Below are 25,987 nucleotides of genomic sequence, written 5' to 3' on the forward strand. Positions count from 1 at the left end.
GCAACTCGCCACCGCTTGTATTGCCACAGGATACTTCACATCCCGTCAGTGATCAGGAAAGCGGTGTCCAGTCCCCCCGAGCCGAGCCGACACAGGCTCAATCGATCGGAGCGCGCCGGGTATGCCAGTCCGTCGCCGACTGGAAGGCATGCCCGGCGCGCGCGAGCACATCCTCCGACAGATGCGGGCCGACGAGCTGCATGCTGAGCGGCAGGCCGTCCGACGCCATGCCATTCGGTAGCGTGATGGTCGGGTTGCCCGAGAAGTCGAACACTGCGGTGAAGCGCAGGATGCTGAGCAGCACGTTCGGATCGGCGCCGTACTCTCCCATCCTGGTTAGTGTCGGGATCGGCACGGGCATGGTGGGGATCAGCAGCAGGTCGATATCGCCAAACAGGGCGGCCAGGCTGCCGCAAAATTTCAGCCGCTCGTGATGGATCTGCGCGATCTCGACGCCACTCATCGACCTGCCCTGCTCGATCAGCTGCGCCAGGTCCGGGCCGTATTCCGACTTCCGCGACGGATAGGTCTCAAGATGCGCCTCAGCGGTCTCGATCGAGCACATCGGAATCCACATGCTCACGAGCTTCTCATAGGCCGGGAACTTGACCTCGCGGATGTCGGCCCCGAGCGCGGCGAGCGTCCGCTCGGCTTCGAGCAACGCGGCGACCACTTGCGGATCGATGCCGTTCTGGGTGTAGCTGCGGTCGACGCCGATCCGCAGGCCGCGGACCCCGTCACCGATCCCCGCGAGATAGTTCGGCACGGGCGCCTGCAGGGCGGTGGGATCGTTGACATCCGCCCCTGCGATGACGCCGAGCATGGCCGCCGCATCGGCTGCGCTCCGGCACATCGGCCCGACATGGTCGAGCGAGTCGGCCAGCGGAAAGACGCCATGGCGGCTGACGCGTCCCCAGGTCGGCTTGATCCCGGTCAGCCCGCAGGTTGCCGATGGAAACCGGATCGAGCCGCCGGTGTCGCTGCCGATCGAGCCGAAGCAGAGCCCCGCCGAGGTCGCCACGCCCGATCCGCTGGAGGACGAGCCGACCCAGTAATCGACGCCCCAGGGATTGAGCGGCGCCTGATCGTTGGGATGATGGCTGGTGTAGGCCCCCTCGGTCATCTTCAGCTTGCCGAGCGTGACGGCGCCGGCCTGCTCGAGCCGGTCCACGATCGTCGCGTTGAACGACGGGACGAACTTGGCGTGGATCATGGTGCCGCCTGCCGTCGGCGCGAAGCTGGTGTAGCAGAGGTCCTTCAGTCCGATCGGCACGCCGTGCAGAGGCCCGCGCCAGATGCCACTGGCAAGCTCGGCGTCACAGCGCTTCGCCTGCGCCATGGCGCGCTCGGCAAGGACGAGTGCATAACCATGAAATTTTCCGTCGAGCCTGGCGATCCGGCTCAGCATGGCCTCGGTCACCTTCGAGGGCAAAAGCTCGCCGCGACGGAACAGCTCGGAGAGCTCGGTGATCGACTTGTAGTGGATTGGATCTGCTGACATCTGACAGCCCTGTTGTTGTCGGAAACGGCTTCGCTCACCGGCGCCGCGACGGCCCGGTCTCGTCATGGCGCGATGCTGGATACGTCTAGAACTGTACCCCGCGCGTGAGCGCACCATCGACGACGAGGTTGGTGCCGGTGATGAAGCTCGCCGCCTTGCTGGCAAGAAACACCGCGCCATTCGCCATTTCCTGCGGCGTGCCCATGCGGCCGGTCGGATTCAGCGCCAGGGCGGTCTTGTACAGCTCGGGATTACCGTCCTTGATCTGGTTCCAGACGCCACCCTCGAAATAGGTGTTGCCCGGCGAGACCGAGTTGGCGCGGATGCCCTTGCCGGCAAGCTGGAAGGCAAGTCCTTGCGTGTAGTGGATGATCGCGGCCTTGAATGTCCCGTAAGGACCGCTGGCGAAATCGACTTCGCGGCCCGACACGCTGGAGATGGTGACGATCGCGGCCGCCTTGCTCTTCTCCAGATACGGCATCGCCGCATTGACCAGCCGCACCGTGCCCATCATGTCGGTTGAGAACTCCTTCTCCCAGCTCTCCTCGTCCTGCCCGATCGAGAGCGCACTGACATTGGCGACGACGATGTCGATGCCGCCAAGCTTGGACGCCATTTCCTCCACCCAGGCCTTGAGCGCCGGACCGTTGGAGACGTCCACCGGGCTGCCGAACGCGGCGACGCCCTTCGCCTTGATCGCGGTGACCGCGCTGTCGACGTCGGCCTGGTTGCGCGCGCAGATGCCGACATTGGCGCCTTCGGCTGCAAAGGTGTCGGCGATCGCCCTGCCGATGCCCTTCGTGCTGCCGGTGACGAGAACCTTTGCGCCCTTGAGTCCGAGATCCATGTTCATTCCCTCCCTATTGACGACTTGAAAGCATGCCCGAGGCCGTTCAGAGCAGAAGCTGTTCGCGCACATTGTCCTCGTTGACCTCGCCGCCGGCGAGCGACCGCGTGATCTTGCCCTTCTCCATGATGTAACAGCGCTCGGCGATCGCCAGGATCGTGTCGAGGTTCTGCTCGACGAAGATGACGGTGGTTCCGAGCTCGTTGCGGAACGACCGGAGCGCTTCGCAGATGTGCTGGACGATAGAGGGCTGAATGCCCTCGGACGGCTCGTCCAGGATCATCAGGGACGGATTACCGATCAGTGCGCGGCCGATGGCGAGCTGCTGCTGCTCCCCGCCCGACATGGTGCCCGCGGCCTGGCGCCGACGCTCCTTCAGCCGCGGAAAATATTCGTAGACCAGCTCCGGCAGCTTCTTGCCGCCGGGACCGCCGATCAGCTCGCCGACCTGAAGGTTTTCCTCGACCGTCATTTGCGGGAACACGTCGCGCCCTTGCGGGATGTAGCCGAAGCCCGCCCTCGCCCGTGCGTCTGCCTCCAGCGCGGTCACGTCCTGCCCCATGAAGCGGATCGTGCCGCGCCAGGTTTGCAGCAGCCCGATCAGGCAGCGCATCAGGGTCGATTTGCCGACGCCGTTACGGCCGATCACGCCGACGATCTCGCCACGCGAGACCGACATGGTGACGCCCTGCAGGATCGGCGTCGCGCCGTACCCCGCCCACAATTCGGCGACGTCGATAATCCGCTCTGAGGACGACGGTTTAGTGAGCATGGGTCTTACCCAGATAGATTTCCGCGACCTTCTCGTCCTGCAGGATGCTGTCAAGCGTGCCGCGCGCAAAAATCCTGCCGAGATGCAGCACCGTGACGCGCTGGGCGACCTGGCGGACGAAAGCCATGTCGTGCTCGACCACGAGCACCGTCATGCCCTCGGCATTGAACGACCTGATCAACTCGCCGGTCCTGAAGGTTTCCTCGGGCGACATGCCCGCGGTCGGCTCGTCCAGCAGCAGGAGCTGCGGCTTCAACGCCAGCGCCATCCCGATCTCGAGCCATTGCTGCTGGCCGTGCGACAGCACGCCCGCGAGCTTGTCGCTATCCGCCGCAAGATTGAGCAGCGTCAGCAGGCGATCTTCCTCGGCGATGCGCTCCGAGCCGGACAATCGCTCCTGCAGCGCGGTCTGGATGTTCTGCCGGACCGGCAGTTCCTTGAATACGCTCGGGGCCTGCATCTTGATGCTCATGCCCCGCTGCACGCGCGCGTAGGGGCGCTCGGCCGTGATATCGACGGTGCCGAACAGGATGCTGCCCTCGGTCGGCGGATAGAGGCCGACGATCAGCTTGAACAGCGTGCTCTTGCCGGCGCCGTTGGGGCCAATCAGGCAGTGGATCTCCCCGGCGTTGACCGCGAGGTCGACGCCGGAGACGGCGGTCAATCCGCCGAAGCGCTTCGATACGCCTTTGACTTCGACCAGCGACATGATCAGGACTCTTCCGGTTGCAAGCGGCCGGCGTCTGCCACGACGTCGCCGCGTCGCCGGCGTCCCTGCCACCAGTCGGCGGCGAGCTTGCCGATGCCGAGCACGAAGCCCTGCGGCGCCAGCATCACGGTCGCGAGCAGCAGCGCGCCCATCAGCACGAGCGCCGCCTGCTGGCTGTAGACCGTGATGGTCTGGAAGCCGAACAGCAGCAGGAACGACCCGACCAGCGTCGCGGTCAGATCGCTGCGCCCCGAGAACGCCACCCACACGATGGGCATCGCGGCGGCCGGCAAGCCGATACTGGACGGGGTGATGAACTGTCCCCAGGACGTGTACAGCGCGCCGCTGAGGCCGGCGAGACCGCTGCCGATCACGAAGGTCAGCAGCTGATATTTCCTGACGTCGTAACCCAGCATCTCCGCGCGCTGCGGATTCTCCCGCGTCGCCACGATGACGTTGCCGATGCCCGAATTGACCAGCATCCGCAGCGCGAGATAGACGATCACGATCAGCGCGACCATGACGTAATAGAGCGCCGAGCCCTCGATGTAGAAGTCGCCGACTGTCAGCGGGTCCATGCCCTTCATGCCGTTGAAGCCGTTCAACCGCGCCGGCCCGATATGCCATTCCGGCCCGGCCGTCTGGCCGAGGAAGAAGGCGAGCACGAGCGTCGCGGACAGCGTCACGATTCCGAAGAAGATGCCGTTGATTCCGCCCCAGATCATGAAATATCCGAGGATGCCGGCGGCGATCATCGCCAGGACCACGGAGAGCACGAGCGCGGCGATCGTCGCGCTGCCGCCGCCCATGTTGATCGCGAGCACGCCGTAGCCGTAACCGGCGATGCCGAAGAACAAGGTCTGGCCGAAGGACAGCATGCCGCCATAGCCCCACATCAGGCAGAGGCCGAGCGCCATGAAGATCCAGATCAAGAAGTAGGCGAAATTGCCGACATCGTAGGAATCGGCGAACAGCGGATAGGCCAGCGCGCCCGCGAGCACGACCAGGAAGCACGACCAGAACATCTTGCCGCGTCCGAGCGTCTGTGGGCCTTCGAGCAGCTTGAACATCACAGATTCCCTTTAGCGTCCACGGCGAACCAGCACGCTGGAGAGTCCCTCGGGCAAGACGCGAATGATCAGGATGACGGCGACCAGCATGCCGATCTGTCCGATGATCTGGCCGTAGCTCGCGTTCAAGGCCATCCGGATCATCGCCAGGAACACGGCGGCCGGCGCCGTTCCGAGCAGCACGTTGGCTCCGCCGATCACGACGGTGACAAAACTCTCGACCACGAAGGTCGCGCCCATGGTCGGGATCAGCGTCATGGTCGGCGCGTAGAGCGCGCCGCAAAGCCCGGCAAGGCCGGTTCCGATCCCGAAGCTGATCGCATAGATGCGGCCGGTGCGTGCGCCCAGCGCCTTGGCCATCGCCGCATTCTGCATGGTCGCGCGGGCGATGACGCCAAAACGCGTCTTCATGAAGATGATGTAGAGGCCGGCCAGCACCGCCACGGCGCAACCGAACAGCACCAGGCGGTAGGTCGAGAACGTATAGCCGCCGATCGCAAAGCTCCCCTCGGGCGTCCCGATGCCGCGCACGGCGGAGCCGACGATCAGTAGCATCGACTGCGTCACGATCAGGCTCAGCCCCCAGGTCGCGAGCAGCGAATCCAGGGGGCGCTTGTAGAACCGCCGCACGACGAGGAATTCAACGAGGACACCGATGAGCCCGGCCGTCAACGCGGCCAGGATCTGGGCAATCGCGAGCGGCACGCCGAGATTCACCAAGCCGACGGTCACATAGGCGCCACACATGATGAATTCGCCATGCGCCATGTTGATGACACCCATCATGCCGAACACGATGGCGAGGCCTGCGGCAGAGAGAATGAGGAACGCGAAGACGTCGGCGAACTGATAGAACAGCGAGAACAATTCAGCCGACATCTTGGTCCCCTTGCCGATCCCGACGCCGCGTCGTTGCGGCGCCGGTCTTGTTCAGAAACGTGACATCAAACACGAGCAAGATCCGTGCCCGCCTCAAGACTTATTGGGGAGATGGCTCGGCGTGTACTGGTCCTTGTCGTTCTTCTTGGTGAGATCGCAACCGATCTCGCCAAGCCAGTAAGGCTGGATCGTGCCGTAGTCCTTCTCGACCTTCACCTCGTGCTTCGGCCCGACCGAGATCAGGCGCATGCGGTGAGAGGTGTGCTGACTCTTCGGGTCGATGCAGACCTTGCCCTCGGGCGCGTCGATGCAGGCATCGCCGGTCGCGATCACTTTCCGCATGTCCTCGAGCTTGATCGATTTCGCCTTCTCGACCAGCGCCTTGTACATGTAGAGCGCGTTATAGGCGTTGTACCCCATGTCGTTGATGTAGAGCTCGTCGGGGAACTTCGCGTGCCAGCGCTTCTTGAACTCGGTGGCCTCGGGCGTATCGATCTCCTCGAACCAGTTCGCGGTCGCGTGCATGTTGTTGAGCGCCGGCGGCTTGAACCGCTTGTGCTCGAAGCCGAGCATGACCTTGATCGACGAGCCCATCGGCAGGTTGAGATTGGCCGCAGCCGCCTGCTCGAAGAACGAGTCCTGGGCAGCGCCCACATTGATCGTCAGCAGCCAATCCGGCTTGGCCTTCTGGATGTTCTGGATGGTCTGCGCGAACTGCGACACGCCGAGCGGGATGAACTCCTCGCCGACGACCTCGCCGCCGAGATCCTTCATGATCTTGCGGTTCCACTCCGCCGATATCTGGCCGAAATTATAGTCGGCCGCGATGACATAGACCTTCTTGCCGAACTTCTCGACCATCCAGGGGATCAGAGTCGAGAATTGCTGCTCGGGCACCGCGCCCATACTGATCATGCTGGCGTCGCAGACACCACCCTCGTATTGGTTGGTGTAGAAATACGGCGTCGTGGTGCGATCAACGATCGGACGCAGCGCCTCGCGCGAGGCCGAGGTGATGCCGCCGATCAGCACGTCCACCTTGTCGCGATTGAGCAGGCGCCGGCCGAATTCCTGGTAGCGTGCGTTATCGCCCTGGGGATCGAGGTGGATCAGTTCGATCTGCCGGCCCAGAATGCCGCCGCTCTTGTTGATCTCCTCGACGGCGAGCTGCGAGCCGTGCAGCTTCGGCATGCCCATGAAGGCAAGATCGCCGGACACGTCTTCGAGCAGGCCGACCTTCAGTGGCGGCTCCGCGGCGCTGGCAAGATTCATCGACGCCGCGGTGCCGAGCATGGCGCCGAGCAAAACCATCCGTAACTTGCGTCCCGAATTCATCGTGATGTCCCCTCTATGGAAAGCGGCTGGGTGTCATGGCTTGAGGTAATTCTTCAGGATGGACGCCCCCATCGTGTATTTGGGGTCGACCATGTTGCCGAGGCGCATGCGGCCGGCCTGGCTGAGCAGCATGTAGGCGTCGATCTCGTCGAAGCCGTAATCGGCCGCCATCCACCGCACCAGTTCGCGATAGGCGATGCGCGCCGCATCCTCGAGCGGACGCGCGCTGCCGATTGTCATGATGAAGTCCTTGGTCTCGAGCCGAGGCCAGGCGAAGCTCCAGTTCTTGATCAGGTCCACCTGGAGCGTGACGGTCGCGCGCTGCTCGAGCGCGACGCCGGAGAGCTCGCCGTCGCCCTGCGTCGCGTGGCAGTCGCCGACATAGAGCATCCCGCCGTCGGTATGCACCGGGAAATAGATGATCGCCCCTGGCGCGACGTCGGGCAGGTCCATATTGCCGCCGTGATAGTCCGGCTGCAGCGACGAGATCGCCTCGATCTCCGGCGAGACGCCGATGGTGCCGATGAAGGGCTCGTAGGGCAGCGTGAGCTTGTCGTTCCAGCGCACGCCGTTCCTGTCGACATGCAGCTTCTTCACGCGCTCCGGCAACGGCGGATTGAGCAGCGCCGTCGACCCGGTCCCGACCAGCCCGCCGAACTCCGGAATGATGCAGGTTGTGCCGGCCGGCTGCTCGCCCCGTGTCTCGACGTCGCGGATATAGATCGCGAGGCAATCGCCCTTCTTGGCGCCCTTCACCGCGATCGGCCCGCATTGCGGATTGAGATAGGGGAAGTTGAGCTTGGCGGTGGGGCTGTCGGTCTCCTTGGTCAACACGCCGCCGAACGCATCTTCGGTTTCGACGACGACCACCCCGCCCGGGTCGATCGACAGGGTCGGCTTGGCATAGGGACCGTAGACGTAATGGAAGTCCCCCTGCTGCTCGATGGTCAGGCTATGGGTCGCGCCGGTCGCGCCCTTGGCGACGGCGCGCTTGGCCATGATGGATGTCTTCAACCAGTCTTCGGACATGAGATCGGCTCCTCGGCTCAGATCGCGGGATGACGCTTGTGCCAGTCGGTGACGCGCTGGAACGCATCGCCTGCGCGAACGAGGCCGGCCTCGTCGAAATGACGGCCGACGAACTGGAAGCCGACCGGGCCGCCATTCGCCGCGAAGCCGCCGGGCAATGTCACGGTCGGGCTTCCCGTCATGTCGAACGGACACGTGAAGCGAAGCAGGCCTCCAATCAGCGAGGCGTCCTCACCGAGCGCTGCCATCTTGGCAAGCGTCGGCGCCGCGAACGCCTGGGCTGGGATCGCGAGGAGATCGACGCTCTCGAACAGCGCCCACACAGCGCCGCGAAACGCTTCGCGGCGGAGCACGATCTTCTGGTAGTCCATGCCGGACTGTTGCCGGCCGAGATCGAGCAGGCCCGCCAGTGCCGGGCCGTACTCGTCCTTGCGTGCCGGATAGGTCTCCTCATGCGCGACCGCGACTTCGATGCCGCAGAGCGGGAACCAGTCGTCGATGATCGCCTTGGGGTCAGGAAAGGAGATTTCCTTGATCTTCGCACCGAGATCGGCCGCCACCCGCACCCCCTCGGCCAGCACCTTGGCCGCATCGCCGTCGGTGCCTTCGCTGGTCCAGCGCCGGTCGACGCCGATGGTCACGCCGCGCAGATCGCCGGTCAGGCCGGCGAGATAATCGGGTACCGACAGCGGAACCGCCGTCGTGTCCTTGGGATCTTGCCCGGCGATCACGCGAAGGATCGCGCCGCAATCGACCGCGCTCCGCGCCATCGGGCCGATGTGATCCAGCGTCGCTGCCAGCTCGAACGCGCCGTAGCGGCTGACCCGTCCCCAGGTCGGCTTGAGCCCGGTCACACCATTGGCCGCGGACGGAAAGCGGATCGACCCGCCGGTATCGGTGCCGAGCGAGCCGAAGCAGAGGCCGGCCGCGGTCGCGACGCCGGAACCGCTCGACGATGCGCCGGGCCAGAGATCCGCGTTCCACGGGTTCTTCGGCGGGTCGATCTTCGGATGATGATCGGCATAGGCGCCCTCGGTCTGCTGCAGCTTGCCGAGGATGATCGCGCCGGCCTCCTTCAGCCGCGCAACCACCGTGGCGTCCTCGGTCGGGCGGAAGTCGCGATGGATCGTCATGCCATGCGCGGCCGGCGCGCCCTTGGCCCAGCAGAGATCCTTCACAGCAACCGGCACGCCGTGCAGCGGTCCCCTGATCTTGCCGGAAGCGATCTCCTTCTCGGCCGCAGCCGCTTCCGCGAGCGCCGAGTCGGCCATCACATGCGCAAAGCTCTTGAGCTTGCCGTCGAGCTTGTCGATCCGGCCGAGCATCGCCTTGGTGACTTCGACCGGCGACAGCTCCTTCGCATGGATCTTCCGTCCGACGTCGACGAGACCGAGATAGTGGAGATCTGTTGCCGCCATCGTTCCTATCCTCCCACGCGATGTGACGCACGCTCGCGCGCGGACATGCGTCACCGTTCTGGCGACGCGGACGCATCGCCAGCTGTCCTGGCGGCAAAACGAAAAAAGCCACCCGCCCCTCCCGAATGAGGTGACGAATGGCTCAAATGCCGCGGCTATGATCTATCGCTCAGGGGCCGTGATCGAACGAAGCACTTGGTTAGCAAAGAGCTGGACGTCATCGGCCAGATCAGCGCACGCGAGGTTCGACAGGTCGCCCTGTAGGAGAAAAGTCTAAGTAACTGCCCATCGTGTTGTCAACGATGCTCCCTGCCTAAATTTCGAGAGTGCTGCGCAGCAAAACGGCAAGCCGACTGTAAGCCCCTTGCGCTCTCATCGGCGATGATGATTTCATCTTCGCGTTTCGCGATCGAAAGCCGTCAATGACAAAGCCGTCTGTTCCCGTTGGCATCATCTGCTCGCAGTCCGGGCCCTATCAGGCAATGGGCCGCGAGATCCTCAAGAGCGCGATGATGGCGGTCGACGAGATCAACACGCAGACCGAGTTCGACTTCTCGATCACGCCCCACATCCGCGACCCCCGCGGCATCGTCTCCGAATATCACACGGTCTGTGACGATTTGATCCGCAATGTCGGCGTCGAGCACATCATCGGCTGCTACACCTCGGCCTCGCGCAAGCAGGTCCTCCCCATCGTGGAGCGCACCGATCGCCTGCTCTGGTATCCCGCCCGCTACGAGGGCTTCGAGTGCTCGGACAACGTGATCTATGTCGGCGCCTCGCCCAATCACAACGTGTTGCCGCTGGTCCGCTACGTGCTCGACAATCTGTCGCGGGAGTTTTTCTGCGTCGGCTCCAACTATGTGTGGACCTGGGAGACCAATCGCGTCACCCGTGAGCTGGTCAGCGCGGCAGATGGCCACATCCTCGCCGAACGGCTGCTCGAGCTCGGCGAAAGCGCCGTCGGTCACATCGTCGACGAGATCGTTCGCCGCAAGCCGCCGATCGTGTTCAACACGCTGGTCGGAAGCTCGAGCTACGACTTCATCCGCGCCTTTGACGCCGGCACCAAAGCCGCCGGCCTCGAGATACCCATGCTGAGCTGCAGCCTGTGCGAGCCGGAACTGGCGATCGTCGGGCCGGCATCGGCCGGCTGCATCACCTCGTCGGCCTATTTCGAGAGCATCCGCCTGCCGGAGAACCGCGCCTTCGTCGCGCGCTGGAAGGCGCGCTACGGCGCGGACAGCAGTCCTTCGGTGGACGGGCAGTCCGCCTATGTCGCGGTCTATCTGCTGGCGCGCGCGCTGCAGCGCGCGGGGACGTCCGACATTGCCGAGGTGCGGCGCGCCGCGGCGGGCTATCGCTACAATTCGCCGCAAGGACCGGTGTGGATCGACGGCGGCAACAATCATTGCGTCCTTACACCGCGGCTTGCCATATCCAATCCGCAAGGACAGTTTGATATCTTCTGGGAAGCCGACGCGCCTGTTAAGCCTGATCCCTACCTGACGCAGCTCGACGTTGCCGTCAGCCCGTCGAAAGACACCTCGGCGGGCGGCGCATTGCCGAACGCGCCGCATTTGCGGGTTGTGAAATGAGCAGACCGTCTTCATTTTCGCTACGCGGACGCAAGGCGCTCGTCGCCATCAAGGACGAGCGCGACTCAACCATCGTGCGACGGCAGTTCGAACGTCTCGGGATCGAGGGTGTCGCATGGACGCCGGCGGATCCCGTCAGCTTCGCCCCTGATCTATCGCTGATAGACGACGAGTTCCTGCCCCTGCTGCAACCGGCGCAACGCGCGTACCTGGCGCGATCGCCCGTCATCGCCCTGCTCGGCACCGAAACGCCGAGCCGCCTCAAGCTGGTGTTCGAGCTCGATCCGGCATCGTTCCTGATCAAGCCGCTGCGGTCCGCCGGCATCTACGCAGCGCTCGTGATGGCATTCGAGCGCAACGAACGCACAGGCGAATTGAAGCAGCAGATTCTCAAGCTCGAGCAGCGCCTGCGGTCGCGTCGCGTCGTGCTCGCCGCCGTTCTCCAGGTGATGCATTCGCATGCGCTCGCCGAACCTGCCGCCTTTGCCCTGATCCGCAGAACCGCGATGGAGCAGCGCAAGACGATCGAAGAACTCTCGGCGGAGATCACGGCCAGGGGCATGCTCCCGCGCGCAACCGGTTAGACTGCCTGTACTGCTCCGCACAGCGAACAGCCAGGCCCTCGCCTATTTCGGAAACAGCTTGTCGCGAATGTAGCGTGAGGTTGGGGTCAGCTTCAGTCCGCGCGGCTTGCGCCATTCCGCCCGGTCGAGCTCCTTCTTGTCGCCGATCTTCAGGGGACCCGAGGCCTTCTTGCCCAGGAAGATCGCATCGCTCATCCTTCGGCCGGACCTGCGGTTCTTGCCGTTGACTTCCTTCCACAGCCTCAACTCGCCAAGCCTGAGCTTTGGCAGCTCCTCCATGATCTCACGATGGAGGCACTTTCTCTCACTCTCGCCGGCACGCCTGCGGCCGCCCGGAAACATCCAGCGCTTGTCGCGCCGCCGCCTGACGAGGAGCACCCTGCCCTTCCTTGCAACGACAAGCTTTGATGACTTCGCCATTCTCTAGTCCGCCAGCTCGATCCCGAGGGGTTGGTGGTCGGACGCATCGGTTGCTGCGTTGACCTCGATGCTGCGCACGCGACTGACTAGATCCTCCGTGACGAAGATGAAGTCGCGACAGTCCGGCCCGTCGGCCCATTGTGCGCGATCAAAGATGCCGCATGTCGGCGCCCGCGGGCGACCCGGGCGATTGGCGGTCCACGCATCCCGATAATTCAAGCCGGGCCTGCTGGCGCGGTCGATCAGGGCGTGTTGGGGATCGGCGACGTCGAAATTGAAATCGCCGCACATCAGGCTCGACGCCGCGACGGTCTGGCTCCCATATGGCTCATCGTGCCGGGAGCTGGCCTGCCTGGGGCTCCCCGACGCGTCCTGCTGCAGGTCGAGCAGCCGCGTGATCTGCGCCTGACGCTGATCGGCCGAATGAAACTCGAGATGTGTGTTGACGATGCGAACCGCGCCAAACGAGGCTTGAACCGTGACCTCAAGAGCGTGACGGCGCATGCTGCGCACCCCACCCGCGCCCGGAAACGGCAGGAGGTGATTGGCGATCTGCAGCACCGGCAACCGCGACAGCGTCATGTTGCCGAAACAGTGGATACTGCCCGCGCGATCCATCGTCTCGATCGCCGGCCGGAATATCGCGGAGTAGCCGGGCAGCAAGGCTGCGAGCTGAGCGCTCTGATCCGCGCCATCGCCAAATCTCGAAAAATTGGCGCTGACCTCCTGGAAGCAGAACACGTCCGCATCGAGCGTCTGCCTGGCGACGGTAACGATCCTGGAGAGATCGGTGACTCCGTCGCACCCCTTGCCGCACTGTATGTTCCAGGTGAGAAGCCGCATTACCGGATACCCGCGCGCATGAATGACTGAACGAACTGACGCTGGAACAGCAGAAACGCGATCAACAGTGGCGCCATCGTCATCACGGTCGCGGCCGTGATCACCGACCAATCCACGCCGGTCTCAGGCGCGCCGAACACGGCGAGGCCCACCGTGAGCGGCCGCGCTTCCACCGAATTCGTGACGATCAGCGGCCACAGGAAGTTGTTCCAGTGATAACTGACGGAGACGAGACCGAAGGCGACGTAGGTGGGCCGGGCCAAGGGCACATAGACCCGCCAAAGGATCACGAGCGGGCCTGCTCCCTCGACGCGGGCGGCCTCGACCAGCTCCTGAGGCACGCTCTTGAACGTCTGCCGCAGCAGGAAGATGCCAAAGGCGCTCGCGAGATAAGGCAGCGCGATGGCAGGAATGGTATCGAGCAAGCCCAGCTTGGCGATCGCACGATAGTTCTCGACGATGAGGACGTCGGGCATGATCATGAGCTGGAGCAGCACGAGGGCAAACGCAATGCCGCTGCCCCTGAATCTGAAGCGCGCAAAGGCATAGGCGGCCAGCGTCGACAGGATCAGCTGGCCGACCAGGATGAACGTCACCAGCAAGACCGTGTTGAGGTAGTACCGGCCGAACGGCGCCTGCTTCCAGGCCCGGGCAAAATTCTCCAGCGTCCAGGGCGCGGACAGGCTGAACGACGTGGCATAGGCCGCCGGATGCAGCGCGCTCCAGAAGGCATAGGCCAAGGGGGCGAGCCAGATCAAAGCCAGGAGCCATGCTGCGACGGCCTCGACGGGGTGTGTCCGGCCTCTCATTGGTAGTGGATCCTGCGATCGAGATAGCCGAACTTGAGCAGCGCAATCGCGCTCAGCAGCATCAGAAGCACGACTGTCAGCGTTGCCGCGTAGGAGGAGTCCTGAAACGTGAAGGCGACCTCGTAAATGTAATAGAGCAGCAGCGTGCTGGCGTTGTTCGGACCGCCCTTTGTCATGATGACCAGATGGTCCACCAGCTTGAACGAGTTGATGACGGCGTTGATGGCCACGAACAGCGTGGTCGGCATCAGCAGCGGGAACGTGATGCGGCGGAACGTGTACCACCGGCTCGCGCCCTCGATGGAAGCGGCTTCATCGAGGTCCGGCGAGAGCTGTTGCAGCGCCGCCAGATAGAAGATCATGAAGAAGCCGGCTTCCTTCCAGATCACCATGACGATCAGGCAGCCCATCACCGTCGAGGGATCGCCGAGCCAGTTCCAGCCGCCGAGGCCGAACAGCCCGCGCAGCTGATCGAGCGCGCCGTAATCCGGCGTGTAGAAGAACAGCCAGATGTTGGCGACAGCGATCATCGGCAGCACCGTCGGCGTGAAGTACGCCAGCCGCAGAAAGCCGCGGCCGCGCATGTTGCGATTGACCCAGACCGCCATGATCAGGGCGAGCGCGATCGACGTCGGGATCGTGCCGAGTGCGAACCAGAAATTGTTGACCAGCGCCTTCCAGAAGATCGGATCGACCGCCATGGCCCGGTAGCTGTCCGTCCCGACGAAGACCTCGCTGCCGTTCCGCTTGGTGATGAACAGCGAATGCCGGATCGTCGCCAGGATCGGCCAGTGCGTGAAGGCAACCAGCAGGACCGCCGCCGGCAACAGCAGCAGCCACGCATTCACGGCATTCCACCAAGCCTGCGACCGGGCGCGGCGTTCGGGGATTGGCGACGAGGCGGCGAGATCGGTCATCCTGGAGCCGGCCGGATGGCGGCGAACCGCCACCCCGCCACGTCCCTTACTTTGCGATTACTTGGCGGCGCGCAGCACGCGGTCGGACTGCGCCTGCGCGGCGGCCAGCGCTTCCTGCGGCTTCTGCGAGCCCGTGACCGCGGCCTGCACGGCATCATTCACGAACTTGTAGATGCGGCCGTTTTCGTGGACGGACAGCTCCGGCACGGCATGGTCGAGCTGATCGCGCGCGACGGTCGCCTGCGGGAAGCCCTTGGCGTAGTCTTCCATCGCCTTGGTCTTGTAGGCGGCCGGCGACACCGCGACGTAGCCGGTCTTCATGCTCCATTCCGCCGCACGCTCGGGCGCCGTCATCCACTGGATGAACTTGACGGCGGCCTTCTGCTGCTCGGCCGAAGCGTTCTTGAAGATGTAGAAGCTGCCGCCGCCGGTCGGCGATCCCCGCCTCTCCTTGGCCGGCAGCATGGCCACGCCGAACTGGAATTTTGCGGCGTCCTTGACGGCCGTGAGGTTACCCGTCGTGTGCCACATCATCGCCGTCTTGCCTTCGAGGAAGTCGGTGCGGAGCGTCGCCCAGTCGATGCTGCCGGTCGGCATGACGTTGTGCTTGCGCGACAGGTCGACCCAGTAGTCGAGCGCGCCGACCGTCTTCGGCGCGGTGAGGTACACCTCGGTGCCGGCCTCGTTCATCATCTTCTGGCCGTTCTCGATGGCGAGCGCCTGCAGCATCCAGTAGCCGTAGCCGGTCGTCGGGATCTCGACGCCCCAACGCGTCGTGTTGGCGCCCTCCTTCTTGACCAGCTTCTTCGACATCTCGACCATTTCGTCCCATGACGCCGGCGCCTTCTCGGGATCGAGGCCGGCTTCCTTGAAGGCGTCCTTGTTCCAGTACAGCACGATGGTCGAACGCTGGAACGGGATGCTCCAGGTCTTGCCGTCCACTTGGCCGTTGGCCATGAACGCGGGATAGAATTCCTTGAACCAGGCCTTGTCGCCGACGAGGTCGTCAAACGGCACGATCGCGTTTTCGTCCATCAACGTGAAGACGTCGGTCGACAACAGCACCGACAGTTGCGGCGGCTGCCCGCCCTTCATGGCGGTCATCGCCTTGGTCATCGTGTCCGTGTAGTTGCCGGCATAGACTGCCGTCACCTTGACGTCCGGATTGTCCTTCTCGAAGCGCGAGACCATGTCGTCGATGATCTTGGTGACGGGACCGCCGACCGCGACCGGATAGTACATGGTCAGATCCACCGCGGCAGCGGGACGTGCCCCCATCGAGAGCACGGCAAGTGCGGCTGCCATCAACATCGTTCGTCGCGCAAACATCTCTCTCTCCCTCTGTAATCCGCCGAGCGCCTGAAGCCACCGCTGCTATCCAGCGGAGGTCGCCAGCCGGCCCTCTCTGGCTGAAGTCTCCAATCGGCATTCCGTCGCCGGATCGAACCGATGCTCGTGACCGGCCTCCCAGGCCAGGCGGACATCCTCGCCGGGCTGAACCTTGCTGAACCCGTCGAGCCGCACCGAGATCGGCTGGCCGTCGACGTCGCACAACACGATGCTGTCGGCCCCGAGATGCTCGACGGCCTTGACCCGCGCGGCATGATCGCCACCGGGCACGATGCGAATGTGCTCGGGCCGGACGCCGATCAGATGATCGCCCTGACGCACCAGGTTCATCGGCGGCGTGCCGATGAAACGCGCCGTAAACGCCGTGGCCGGCCTGTTGTAGAGCTCTTCCGGCGAGCCGTTCTGCTCGATACGGCCATCGCGCATCAGGACGACGCGGTCCGCCATCGTCATGGCTTCGGTCTGATCGTGGGTCACGTAGACCATCGTCATGCCAAGGCGCTGCTGCAACGCGCGGATTTCCGTTCGCATCTCGTGCCGCAGCTTGGCGTCCAGGTTGGACAGCGGCTCGTCCATGAGACAGACCCGCGCCTCGGCGATGATGGCGCGTCCCAGCGCGACGCGCTGGCGCTGCCCTCCCGACAATTGCGACGGCTTGCGATCGAGCAGATGCGCGAGACCAACGATGTCGGCGACGCGACGAAGCCGGGCGTCGCGTTCGGCGCGCGACACCCGCCGCACGCGCAGGCCGAAAATGATGTTCTCGGCCACGCTCAAATGCGGGAATAGCGCATAGGACTGGAAGACCATGGAGATCTTCCGCTCCGCCGGCGACAGGCGGGTCACGTCCACGCCGCCGATGGCGATCGTGCCGGCATCGGCCTCCTCGAGCCCGGCGATCAGCCGCAACGTGGTCGACTTGCCGCAGCCGGACGGCCCCAGCAGCACCAGCAGCGAGCCCTCGTCCGCCGTCAGACTGATGTCATCGACGGCGCGCATCGCGCCCCACGACTTGGAGACATGATTCAGCGTAATCGCCGACATGGCCGGTTCGCTCTCAGCATGATGCAGCTACGCTGATGGCGGCTCGCTCCAACGGAGCAGCACAGTGCCGGTCAAAGACCAGTACGTGCGTCCTCCCTTGAGCCACGCGCATTCATCGGCGTAGCGACTATTATGTTCATATGAACATAGTGTGACACCATATGAAACAGAAAATTGCGTCTTGGCCGTTCAAATGATACTTTTGTCGCGAACGGAGGGCTCATGGTCAGGAGCACCACGACACGTCAGGTCCACATACTGGAGATCGTGCGCGAGCAAGGCTTCGCTTCCATCGAGCAGCTTGCGGCGCGTTTCGAGGTGACCCAGCAGACCATCCGCCGCCTTGTGAATGCGCTCTGCGACCAAGGATTGCTTCGGCGCGTGCATGGTGGGGTCAGCCTCCCCGTCCAGAATCAGAACCTCGCCTACAGCAGCAGACACAGGCTGAACGCCGAAGCCAAGCGGCGGATCGCGCATGCGACCGCCAAACTCATTCCCGACGGGACGTCGCTGATGATCGGGCTTGGCACGACGCCCGAATATGTCGCGCAGGCACTTTCCCGTCGACGGGATCTGCGGGTGATCACCAACAGCCTGAACGTGGCCGCAGCCTTCTCGCATAATCCGGACGTGGAGATCACCATCGCCGGCGGCACGCTGCGGCCGCTCGACCGCGACATCATTGGCGAGGCCGCCGTGCATTTCTTCTCGGGATTTCGCGCGGACTTCGGAATCTTCGGCGTCGGCGGCGTCGATGCGGACGGCTCGCTGCTCGACTTCCATGTCGATGAAGTCAAGGCACGCCAATCCATCGCCGCCAATTCACGAACGTCCGTGCTCGTGGCCGACATCACCAAATTCGGGCGCAATGCAACGGTTCGCGGCGGTCACCTCGACGAGTGCCACCATCTCGTTATCGACGACCGATTGCCGGCAGCGTTCGAGCTGAGCGCACAGCGATATAGCGGCCAGATCCATACGGCCGGCGACGCTCGCGCAGATTTCGAGCTCCTCGGCGACATCTAGCCGGCAACTCCATCTCATCGCTCCTCGTCCCGATCGCGCCTCCCCGGAGGCGAGGTCCGCGGTCGTTTCACACTCCGCGCCAAACGGCCGGAGGACACCCAATTTGTCGCGGTTGACTTGTTATAACATTTGGGCAAATGTCCTAACTAACCGGAAGTATAAATCCGGATTTTCGGGAGGACAGCATGACGTCATTCAAGCCGACGCGACGAACGCTACTCAAGACCGGAACCGCCGCCGCCGCTTTCGCGACACTTGGCCCGGCCTTTCTCCGGCAAGCTGCCGCGCAGGACGCCGACCTCGCGCCCTACAAATCCGCTCAGATCGACTGGCAGCAGGTTTCCGGCGAGACCATCACGGTCGCCGTGATCCCGGCGAGCTATTTCGAAAACCTCATTGCATTGGCGCCGCAGTTCAAGGCGCTCACCGGCATCGACGTCCGCTTCGAGAAGATTCCGCCGGCGCAGATCCGGCAGAAGAGCGTCATCGACCTGACCTCGAAGACCGGGACCTACGCGACCCATGCCGCGGACCCCATGTATTACGCGCTCTATGCCGCGAACAAATGGGTCGAGCCGCTCGACACTTACCTCGCCGACAAATCGTTGACCGATCCGGCCTGGTTCAAACTCGACGACATCATCCCGGCATGGCGCAGCGCCAACGGCATCGACGGCAAGCTCTACGGCATGCCCTATGACGGTGAAGTCACCATTCAGGTCTATCGCAAGGACCTCTATGACGCGAAAGGCCTGAAGCCGGCCGACACGCTAGAAGCCTACATGTCCAATGCTGCGGCGTTGAACACACCGAACGATCGCGTCTGGGGCGCAGCGCTGCGCGGCGTCGCCGGTGCCGGCCAGAACATGTACATCTATCCGTCGATCTTCCGCGAGTTCGGCGGCGACTGGATGAAGGGCGGCAAGCTCACCGTCAATGGCCCCGAGGCCGAGGCGGCACTCGCCTGGTACGTCGACATCATGAAGAAGTACGCGCCGACCGCGGCGGCGAATTGGAACTGGCCCGACATCGCCGACGCCTTCTCGCAAGGCACCGTCGCCAGCTACATCGACGCGCATTCGTCGGCTTCGGTCATCAACAATCCCGAAAAATCCAAGGTGATCGGCAAGGTCGCCTATGCGCGCTGGCCCAAGGGGCCCTCGGGCAAGCGCACCACGTCGATCTGGAACTGGGGCTTTCCGATCAATTCCGCGCTGCCGGAGAAGAAGCGCAAGGCGACCTGGCTGTTCATCCAGTGGGCCGCGAGCGCCGAGACCCAGGCGCGCACCGCGCATAAGTTCGCCGGTCCCACCAAGCGCTCGGGTGTCAACCGCACCTCGGTCTGGAAGGACCCCGACTACATCAAGCTGATGAACGGCTTTGGCGAGAACTTCGTCGAGGCCACGATGGGCGCCCTGCAGGAGGACACCGACGTCGACTGGCGTCCGCGCGTGCCGCAATGGCCGGCGATCGGCGACACCATGGCGACCGCGATCCAGTCGGCCCTCTCCGGCCAGGCCTCGATCAAGGCCGCACTGGACGATGCGCAGCGCCGCATCGAACCGATGATGCGCGGCTGAACCATGGCGACGACAGCGGTGACATCGGCTGAGATCGCGAGCGAGGCGCCTCGCAGCGACTTCGGCCGCGTCCTGGCGCAGCGCGAACGCCGGTTTGCAGCGGCCCTGCTTGCACCGGCGTTTCTTGCGCTGCTCGCCACGACGACGTTTCCGCTGCTCTTCCTGGTCTACACCAGCGCATTCCGGATGGATCTGGCGATGCCGTTCACCAATGGCTTCGTCGGCTTCGAGAACTACCAGGTACTGCTCTCCGACGAGCGCTTCTGGACCTCGCTGCTGGTGAGCCTCGTTTATACCGGCTCGACCGTCGCGCTGCAGGTCATCATTGGCCTGGCGCTCGCCTTGCTGGTCATGGACATGAAGCGCGGCCAGGGCTGGTTCAGGGTCATCGCCATCCTGCCTGTGGTCCTTTCCCCGGCCGTGGTCGGCATGATCTGGCGTACCTTCATGCTGGCGCCGGAATTCGGCATCGTCGACTTCCTCGCGATAAATGCAGGGCTCGGCAGCAAGAACTGGCTCGGCGATCCCACGCTTGCGATGGTCTCGGTGATCGCGATCCACACCTGGCAGTGGACGCCGTTCGCGTTCATGGTGCTGCTGGCCTCGCTCGCCTCGCTGCCCGAGGACATCTACGAGGCGGCGCGGCTCGACCGCGCCTCCGCCTGGCAGCGCTTTCGCCGCATCACCCTGCCCCTGTTGCGCCCGGCCATCGTCATGGTCATCATCATGCGGACCATGGTGGCGCTGACCGCGTTCGCGGCGATCTTCACCGTCACCGCCGGGGGCCCCGGCACGGCGACCGAGATCCTCAATCTCTATGCCTACCGGAAATCCTTCACCGAGCTGTCGATCGGCTACGGTTCGGCGCTCGCTGTCGCGCTCCTGATCGTGACCATCATCATCTCCGGCATCCTTTTTGCGATGCGGAGGGCGAAATGACCGCAAAGCGCCTCCGCATCATTGCCCTGCTCGCGATCTCCACGGTCTTCCTGCTCGCCTGGGCGTTTCCGATCGTCTGGAGCGTCATGAATTCGCTCAAGACCGATTCCGACGTGCTGGCCTATCCGCCCAAGCTGGTGTTCACGCCGACGTGGGAAGCCTATCGCGACGTGTTGTTCGGCTCGGGATCGATCCTGCCGAACCTGCTCTCCAGCGTTATCATCTCCGTCGGCACCACCGTGGTCACCATGCTGATGGCGGTGCCCGCGGCCTATGCGCTGGCCCGCCTGCGCTTTCGCGGCAAGAAATTCGCGGGCTTCTACGTGCTGGCCACGCAGATGCTGCCGCCGGTCGGCATCATCATCCCGTACTTTCTGGTGCTGCGGAACATCGGCTGGATCGACACCTATCAGGGCATCATCCTGATCTATCTGTCGTTCTCCCTGCCCTTCGCGATCTGGCTGCTGGTCTCCTATTTCGAGGACATTCCCTTCGAGATGGAGGAAGCCGCCTATCTCGATGGCGCCAGCCGATTGAAGACATTGTGGCGGATCATCATTCCGCAGGTCCGTGGCGGCATCGCCGTGACAGTCGTGTTCGTGTTTCTCAATGCGTGGAACGAATTCTTGTTCGCCGTCGTGCTGAGCGGCAACACGGTGCGCCCGGTCACGGTCGCCATGTTCAATTTCGTCTCCGTCGAGCAGACGCTGTGGGCCAAGCTCGCCGCGGTCTCGGTTCTCGCCATGCTGCCTGTCGTCGTCCTCGGCGTGGTCGCGCAGAAGCATATCGTGAAGGGCCTGACGGTCGGTGCAGTCAAGGGCGGAGGACGCCGATGAGCGGCCAGGGTCAGGTCAGTTTTCGCAACATCGTCAAGATGCACGGCGAGTTCGCCGCGCTGAAGGGCGTCAATTTCGACATCAAGCCGGGCGAGTTCTTCGCGCTGCTCGGCCCGTCCGGCTCGGGCAAGAGCACGACGCTGCGCATCCTCGCAGGCCTCGATGCGCCGACCGCCGGTCGCGTGCTGATCGACGACAAGGACGTCACCTCGACCGATGCGCGGGACCGCGACATCGCCATGGTATTCCAGAGCTACGCGCTCTACCCGCACATGACGGTGGCCGAGAACATCGCCTTTCCGCTGGAGATGGCCAAGCTGCCGAAGGCCGAGATCGCGCCCGCTGTCAAAGACGCCGCGCGCAAGGTGAAGATCGACCATTTGCTCGACCGCAAGCCGGGCCAGCTCTCGGGCGGCCAGCAGCAGCGCTGCGCGCTGGCCCGCGCCATCGTGCGCAAGGCTCGCCTGTTTCTGCTCGACGAGCCGCTCTCGAACCTCGATGCGAAGCTGCGGCTGGAAACCCGCGCCGAGTTGAAGAAGCTGCAGCGCTCGCTCGGCGTCACCGCGGTCTACGTCACCCACGACCAGGAAGAGGCCATGACGCTTGCGGACCGCATGGCGGTGTTCATGTCGGGCGAGATCCAGCAGGTCGGCACGCCCGCGGAGGTGTTCGCCCGCCCGAACTCGATCGACATTGCCGGCTTCATCGGCAATCCCCCGATGAACCTCGTCCCCGCCCGCTACGTGGACGGCGACGTCATCATCGCCGGCCACCGTTTGAAGACGACGACCACGACTGCGGGTGAGCGGGACGTGGTGGCCGGCCTTCGCCCCGGCGCCCTGCGCATGACGGAAGGCGGTCTCGGCGCGCGCGTCGACCTGATCGAGGATCTCGGCGATACCGCCGCGCTCGACCTCGACTGCGCCGGCACCATGATCCGCATGCGCGTCGCCGACGGCAACATTCCCGGCGAGGGCGACACGATCTCGATCACGGCCCGACCGCAAGACATTCATCTGTTCGATCCAGCAACACGCATGCGGCTCTGACACCATGGCTATTCAAACACGCAAGAAGAAGCCCGCGCCGCTCGGCAGCGATGTCGTTGCGGAGGGATCGACGCCCCTGCATATCCAGATCCGTGAATCCATTCGCAGCCAGGTGCGCGACGGCAAGTTGATCGACGAGACCGGCCGCCTGATGACCGAGGCCGAACTCGGCCGCCATTTCGGCGTCAGCCGCATCACCATCCGCAACGCCATAGCCCCCCTCGTGAACGAAGGCATGTTCGACCGCTCGCGCGGCCGCGGCACCTTCCTGCGCTCGAACCAGCCCGAGAACTGGGTCGGCCACCTCATGGGCTTCTCGGAAACCATCCGCGATGCCGGCTACCAGGCCGGCGCCACGATCCTGCAGCAGGGCATGACCAACCGGCACGACGCCGCCGTTCGCGAGCAGCTGCGCGAGCGCGCCGTCTGGCAGCTCCGGCGCTTGCGGCTCGCGGACGACACGCCGATCGCCATCGAGCACGCCTTCTATCCCCCGGATATCGGTCTCGAGCTCGAGAAGCGCGATCTGGTCTCGATCATCATGTACCGCGTATTCGAGGACGAGCTTGGCCTCGCCATCAAGGACGCCCAGCAGACCATCAGCGCCGACCTCGCCGACGCCGGCAGCGCCAAGCTGCTGGGGGTCAAGGTCGGCTCGCCCCTGCTCTCCATCGAGCGCGTCACTTTCGGCAAGGACGGACGGGCGCTCGAGCTGCTGCGCGCCGTGTACTTGCCGAAATATTTCCGCCTCAGCATCAGCCTGACGCGCCGCCACTAGCAACGCCACACGTCAATCACGAGGACAAGAACATGCCGAATGGCGCAAAGACCCCTGACAGCCCCAACATCCTGCTCATCCTCAACGACGACATGGGCTTTTCGGACATCGGCTGTTACGGCGGCGAGATCCAGACGCCGAACCTCGACCGCCTCGCGGCGAATGGCTTGCGCTATTCGCAGTTCTACAACACCGCACGCTGCAGCCCGTCGCGCGCCTCGCTGCTCACCGGCCTGCATCCGCACCAGACCGGCATCGGCATCCTCACCTACAGCAACGGCCCCGAGGGCTATGCCGGCAATCTGAACAAGAGCTGCGTGACGATCGCCGAGGCGCTGAAAAGCAAGAACTACACGTCCTACCTCAGCGGCAAATGGCACATCGCCAGCAGCCTGACGGAGCCGACCGACGCATGGCCGATGCAGCGCGGCTTCGACCACTTCTACGGCACCATCATCGGCGCCGGCTCCTTTTACCATCCCAACACGCTCACCCGCGGCAACGACAATATCGAGCACGAGGCGGTGAAGGATCCCTCGTTCTTCTACACCGATGCGATCAGCGATCAGGCTGCCGCCTTCATCCGCCAGCACAAGGCGCAGAAGCCCGACGCGCCATTCTTCCAGTACGTCGCCTATACGGCGCCGCATTGGCCGCTTCATGCCCATGACGAGGACATCGCCAAGTACAAGGGCCGCTTCGATGCGGGCTGGGACAGGCTGCGCGAGGAGCGCCTCAAGCGCCTGGTCGACGACGGCATCATCCATCCGAACTGGCGCCTGACCGATCGCGATCCGACCCAACCGCCGTGGACCGATGCGGAGCAGCGCGAATGGACGCTGCGCTGCATGGAGGTCTACGCGGCCCAGATCGACCGGATGGACCAGGGCATCGGCCGCATCCTGAAGGCGCTGGACGAGACCGGCCAGATGGACAACACGCTGATCATCTTCCTCTCCGACAACGGCGCCTGCGCCGAAGACATTCCGGAAGGCGTCACGGCAAAGGAGCTGGTAGACCAGCTCATGATTGCGCAGGCGAAGACGCGCGACGGCAGACCGGTGCGCTTCGGCAATGACCCGACCCTGATGCCCGGCGCCGAGGACACCTACCAGAGCTACGGCACCGCCTGGGCCAACCTCTCCAACACGCCGTTCCGTCTCTACAAGCACTGGATCCACGAAGGCGGCATCGCAACCCCGTTCATCGTGCACTGGCCGCGCGGCATTTCCGAGAGAGGCGGCCTGCGGCACAATCCGAGCCAGCTCACCGACGTGATGGCGACCATCCTCGACGTCACCGGCGCCACCTATCCCAAGGAGTATAACGGCAACGCCATCCTGCCCTGCGAAGGCGAGAGCCTGGTGCCGTCATTCGCCTCGGCCTATGGCAACCGTGGCCCGCTGTTCTGGGAGCACGAGGGCAACGCGGCCGTTCGCGTCGGCAAGTGGAAGCTGGTGCGGAAGTATCCCGGCCCCTGGGAACTCTACGACATGGAGACGGACCGCACCGAGATGAACGATCTCGCCGCGCAGCATCCGGATCGCGTCCGCGAGATGACGGCGCAGTATCAGCAATGGGCCAATCGCTGCGGCGTGATCCCGCGCGAGAAGATTCTGGAGTTGATGAAGGCGGAAGGCGGCACAGCCTTCTGGGAGGAAGAGAAGCAGAAATAGGACATGACCGGGGATCGCTCACACTGTTGCACCCAGCGCGCCGCCGGCAGCGGGCCGGCGACGGGCGAGGATGCGCAAGCGGCGATCACTCCCAGTTCAACTCCGATCCCGCGCCGCTGGAGCTCGCTGATCGGCGGAACCTTCCACATGGGATCCGCCGGCATCGGCTTCGTCGAGGACGGCGAAGGCCCGGTACGGCTGGTGACGTTGTCGCCGTTTGCCATTGCCTGCCACGCCGTGAGCAATCTGCAATTCGGCGACTTCGTCCGGGCCACGGGCTACACGACGGATGCCGAACGCTACGGCTGGAGCTTTGTCTTCGACGGGCTGTTGCCGGAAGAGACACGTGCGGCCCGCACGACACGCGCTCAGGAAACGCCATGGTGGGTCCCGGTGACGCGCGCCTATTGGGCGCAGCCGGAAGGACCTGCGAGCAGCATCCTGGACAGGCTCGATCATCCCGTCGTCCACGTCTCCTGGAACGACGCACAAGCCTATTGCCGATGGTCCGGCACGCGCATGCCGACCGAGGCGGAATGGGAGATGGCCGCGCGCGGCGGGCTGGACCGGGCCACCTACCCCTGGGGCGACGAGCTGAAGCCCGGGGGCGAGCATCGCTGCAATATCTGGCAGGGCAACTTCCCCGACCGCAACACAGTGGATGATGGCTATTTCGGTACGGCGCCGGTTCACAGTTTCGTGCCCAACGGATATGGCCTGCACAATGTCGCCGGAAACGTCTGGGAATGGTGCGAGGACTATTTTTCGCCGAGCTATCACCGCCTCACGCCATCGCGAGATCCCTTGAACCGCGAGCCTGCTCCCAACCGATCGATGCGCGGCGGATCCTTCCTCTGCCACGACTCCTACTGCAATCGCTACCGCGTCGCGGCGCGCAGCTCCAACACGCCCGACTCCGCGTCCAGCAATATCGGCTTCCGCGTCGTGCGCACCGAACCGCTGCGGGATCCGGCCTAG

The 25,987-nt window shown here is 64.2% G+C and carries 25 protein-coding genes; 10 read left to right on the plus strand and 15 right to left on the minus strand.

From position 1 onward, the window contains the following. Positions 1 to 97: 97 nt before the first annotated feature. The 9 genes from A7X65_RS09885 to A7X65_RS09925 form a co-directional block, all read right to left on the minus strand. On the minus strand, positions 98 to 1,501 hold the full coding sequence (locus A7X65_RS09885) for an amidase (protein WP_063684261.1): 1,404 nt from the start codon (positions 1,499 to 1,501) through the stop codon (positions 98 to 100). A gap of 85 nt (positions 1,502 to 1,586) precedes the next feature. Continuing rightward, positions 1,587 to 2,348 (minus strand): SDR family NAD(P)-dependent oxidoreductase, encoded by a 762-nt coding sequence (locus tag A7X65_RS09890; protein ID WP_063684263.1) that lies wholly within the window; start codon positions 2,346 to 2,348, stop codon positions 1,587 to 1,589. Between the two features lie 46 nt (positions 2,349 to 2,394). After that, entirely contained in the window at positions 2,395 to 3,120 is a 726-nt protein-coding gene (locus A7X65_RS09895) for an ABC transporter ATP-binding protein (protein WP_082884872.1), read from the minus strand. Further along, positions 3,110 to 3,829, minus strand: coding sequence for an ABC transporter ATP-binding protein (locus A7X65_RS09900; protein ID WP_063684265.1), 720 nt, complete (start codon positions 3,827 to 3,829; stop codon positions 3,110 to 3,112). The genes A7X65_RS09895 and A7X65_RS09900 overlap by 11 nt, the downstream gene beginning before the upstream one ends. 2 nt (positions 3,830 to 3,831) lie before the next feature. Next, on the minus strand, positions 3,832 to 4,899 hold the full coding sequence (locus A7X65_RS09905) for a branched-chain amino acid ABC transporter permease (RefSeq protein ID WP_063684266.1): 1,068 nt from the start codon (positions 4,897 to 4,899) through the stop codon (positions 3,832 to 3,834). Positions 4,900 to 4,911: 12 nt separating this feature from the next. Next, positions 4,912 to 5,778, minus strand: a complete 867-nt coding sequence (locus A7X65_RS09910) for an ABC transporter permease subunit (protein WP_063684269.1) — start codon at positions 5,776 to 5,778, stop codon at positions 4,912 to 4,914. Between the two features lie 93 nt (positions 5,779 to 5,871). Continuing rightward, positions 5,872 to 7,089, minus strand: a complete 1,218-nt coding sequence (locus A7X65_RS09915; RefSeq protein WP_063684270.1) for an urea ABC transporter substrate-binding protein — start codon at positions 7,087 to 7,089, stop codon at positions 5,872 to 5,874. A gap of 57 nt (positions 7,090 to 7,146) precedes the next feature. Continuing rightward, positions 7,147 to 8,142, minus strand: a complete 996-nt coding sequence (locus A7X65_RS09920) for an acetamidase/formamidase family protein (RefSeq protein WP_063684272.1) — start codon at positions 8,140 to 8,142, stop codon at positions 7,147 to 7,149. Positions 8,143 to 8,159: 17 nt separating this feature from the next. Further along, on the minus strand, positions 8,160 to 9,560 hold the full coding sequence (locus A7X65_RS09925) for an amidase (RefSeq protein WP_063684273.1): 1,401 nt from the start codon (positions 9,558 to 9,560) through the stop codon (positions 8,160 to 8,162). A gap of 422 nt (positions 9,561 to 9,982) precedes the next feature. Between A7X65_RS09925 and A7X65_RS09930 the strand changes: the two genes are divergently transcribed. Beyond that, positions 9,983 to 11,158: a transporter substrate-binding domain-containing protein gene (locus A7X65_RS09930; RefSeq protein ID WP_063684274.1), complete on the plus strand. Its 1,176-nt coding sequence runs from the start codon at positions 9,983 to 9,985 to the stop codon at positions 11,156 to 11,158. Beyond that, a complete protein-coding gene (locus A7X65_RS09935) occupies positions 11,155 to 11,742 on the plus strand; it encodes an ANTAR domain-containing response regulator (protein ID WP_063684275.1) in 588 nt (195 codons plus the stop codon). The genes A7X65_RS09930 and A7X65_RS09935 overlap by 4 nt, the downstream gene beginning before the upstream one ends. Before the next feature lie 42 nt (positions 11,743 to 11,784). Here the strand turns inward: A7X65_RS09935 and A7X65_RS09940 are convergent, their stop codons facing one another. The 6 genes from A7X65_RS09940 to A7X65_RS09965 form a co-directional block, all read right to left on the minus strand. Next, on the minus strand, positions 11,785 to 12,162 hold the full coding sequence (locus tag A7X65_RS09940; protein WP_063684276.1) for an NUDIX hydrolase: 378 nt from the start codon (positions 12,160 to 12,162) through the stop codon (positions 11,785 to 11,787). A gap of 3 nt (positions 12,163 to 12,165) precedes the next feature. After that, positions 12,166 to 13,005 (minus strand): endonuclease/exonuclease/phosphatase family protein, encoded by an 840-nt coding sequence (locus tag A7X65_RS09945; protein ID WP_063684277.1) that lies wholly within the window; start codon positions 13,003 to 13,005, stop codon positions 12,166 to 12,168. Then, positions 13,005 to 13,814, minus strand: coding sequence for a carbohydrate ABC transporter permease (locus A7X65_RS09950; protein ID WP_063684278.1), 810 nt, complete (start codon positions 13,812 to 13,814; stop codon positions 13,005 to 13,007). Before A7X65_RS09950 ends, A7X65_RS09945 begins: the two co-directional genes overlap by 1 nt. Then, positions 13,811 to 14,731 carry a carbohydrate ABC transporter permease gene (locus A7X65_RS09955; RefSeq protein ID WP_063684280.1) on the minus strand — a complete coding sequence of 307 codons (921 nt, stop codon included), beginning with the start codon at positions 14,729 to 14,731 and terminating at the stop codon, positions 13,811 to 13,813. The genes A7X65_RS09950 and A7X65_RS09955 overlap by 4 nt, the downstream gene beginning before the upstream one ends. A 57-nt stretch (positions 14,732 to 14,788) precedes the next feature. Next, a complete protein-coding gene (locus A7X65_RS09960; RefSeq protein WP_082884874.1) occupies positions 14,789 to 16,042 on the minus strand; it encodes an ABC transporter substrate-binding protein in 1,254 nt (417 codons plus the stop codon). Positions 16,043 to 16,105: 63 nt separating this feature from the next. Next, positions 16,106 to 17,125: an ABC transporter ATP-binding protein gene (locus tag A7X65_RS09965; protein WP_063684283.1), complete on the minus strand. Its 1,020-nt coding sequence runs from the start codon at positions 17,123 to 17,125 to the stop codon at positions 16,106 to 16,108. A 222-nt stretch (positions 17,126 to 17,347) separates the two neighbouring features. Between A7X65_RS09965 and A7X65_RS09970 the strand changes: the two genes are divergently transcribed. The 8 genes from A7X65_RS09970 (at position 17,348) to A7X65_RS10005 (ending at position 25,987) form a co-directional block, all read left to right on the plus strand. Further along, positions 17,348 to 18,151, plus strand: a complete 804-nt coding sequence (locus A7X65_RS09970) for a DeoR/GlpR family DNA-binding transcription regulator (RefSeq protein ID WP_063684285.1) — start codon at positions 17,348 to 17,350, stop codon at positions 18,149 to 18,151. 185 nt (positions 18,152 to 18,336) lie between these two features. Continuing rightward, positions 18,337 to 19,731 (plus strand): ABC transporter substrate-binding protein, encoded by a 1,395-nt coding sequence (locus A7X65_RS09975; protein ID WP_063684286.1) that lies wholly within the window; start codon positions 18,337 to 18,339, stop codon positions 19,729 to 19,731. A gap of 3 nt (positions 19,732 to 19,734) precedes the next feature. Next, positions 19,735 to 20,670, plus strand: coding sequence for a carbohydrate ABC transporter permease (locus tag A7X65_RS09980; RefSeq protein WP_082884875.1), 936 nt, complete (start codon positions 19,735 to 19,737; stop codon positions 20,668 to 20,670). Next, on the plus strand, positions 20,667 to 21,506 hold the full coding sequence (locus A7X65_RS09985) for a carbohydrate ABC transporter permease (protein WP_063684287.1): 840 nt from the start codon (positions 20,667 to 20,669) through the stop codon (positions 21,504 to 21,506). The genes A7X65_RS09980 and A7X65_RS09985 overlap by 4 nt, the downstream gene beginning before the upstream one ends. Then, positions 21,503 to 22,555, plus strand: a complete 1,053-nt coding sequence (locus A7X65_RS09990) for an ABC transporter ATP-binding protein (protein WP_063684288.1) — start codon at positions 21,503 to 21,505, stop codon at positions 22,553 to 22,555. The genes A7X65_RS09985 and A7X65_RS09990 overlap by 4 nt, the downstream gene beginning before the upstream one ends. A gap of 4 nt (positions 22,556 to 22,559) precedes the next feature. After that, complete coding sequence (locus tag A7X65_RS09995; RefSeq protein ID WP_063684289.1) at positions 22,560 to 23,333, plus strand: GntR family transcriptional regulator; 774 nt, start codon at positions 22,560 to 22,562, stop codon at positions 23,331 to 23,333. Between the two features lie 32 nt (positions 23,334 to 23,365). Next, a complete protein-coding gene (locus tag A7X65_RS10000) occupies positions 23,366 to 25,009 on the plus strand; it encodes an arylsulfatase (protein ID WP_063684290.1) in 1,644 nt (547 codons plus the stop codon). A 3-nt stretch (positions 25,010 to 25,012) separates the two neighbouring features. Beyond that, the gene (locus A7X65_RS10005) at positions 25,013 to 25,987 is read left to right on the plus strand and encodes a formylglycine-generating enzyme family protein (protein WP_082884876.1); all 975 of its coding nucleotides are present in this window, start codon (positions 25,013 to 25,015) and stop codon (positions 25,985 to 25,987) included.

This window comes from Bradyrhizobium stylosanthis (assembly GCF_001641335.1).
Lineage (GTDB): Bacteria > Pseudomonadota > Alphaproteobacteria > Rhizobiales > Xanthobacteraceae > Bradyrhizobium > Bradyrhizobium stylosanthis.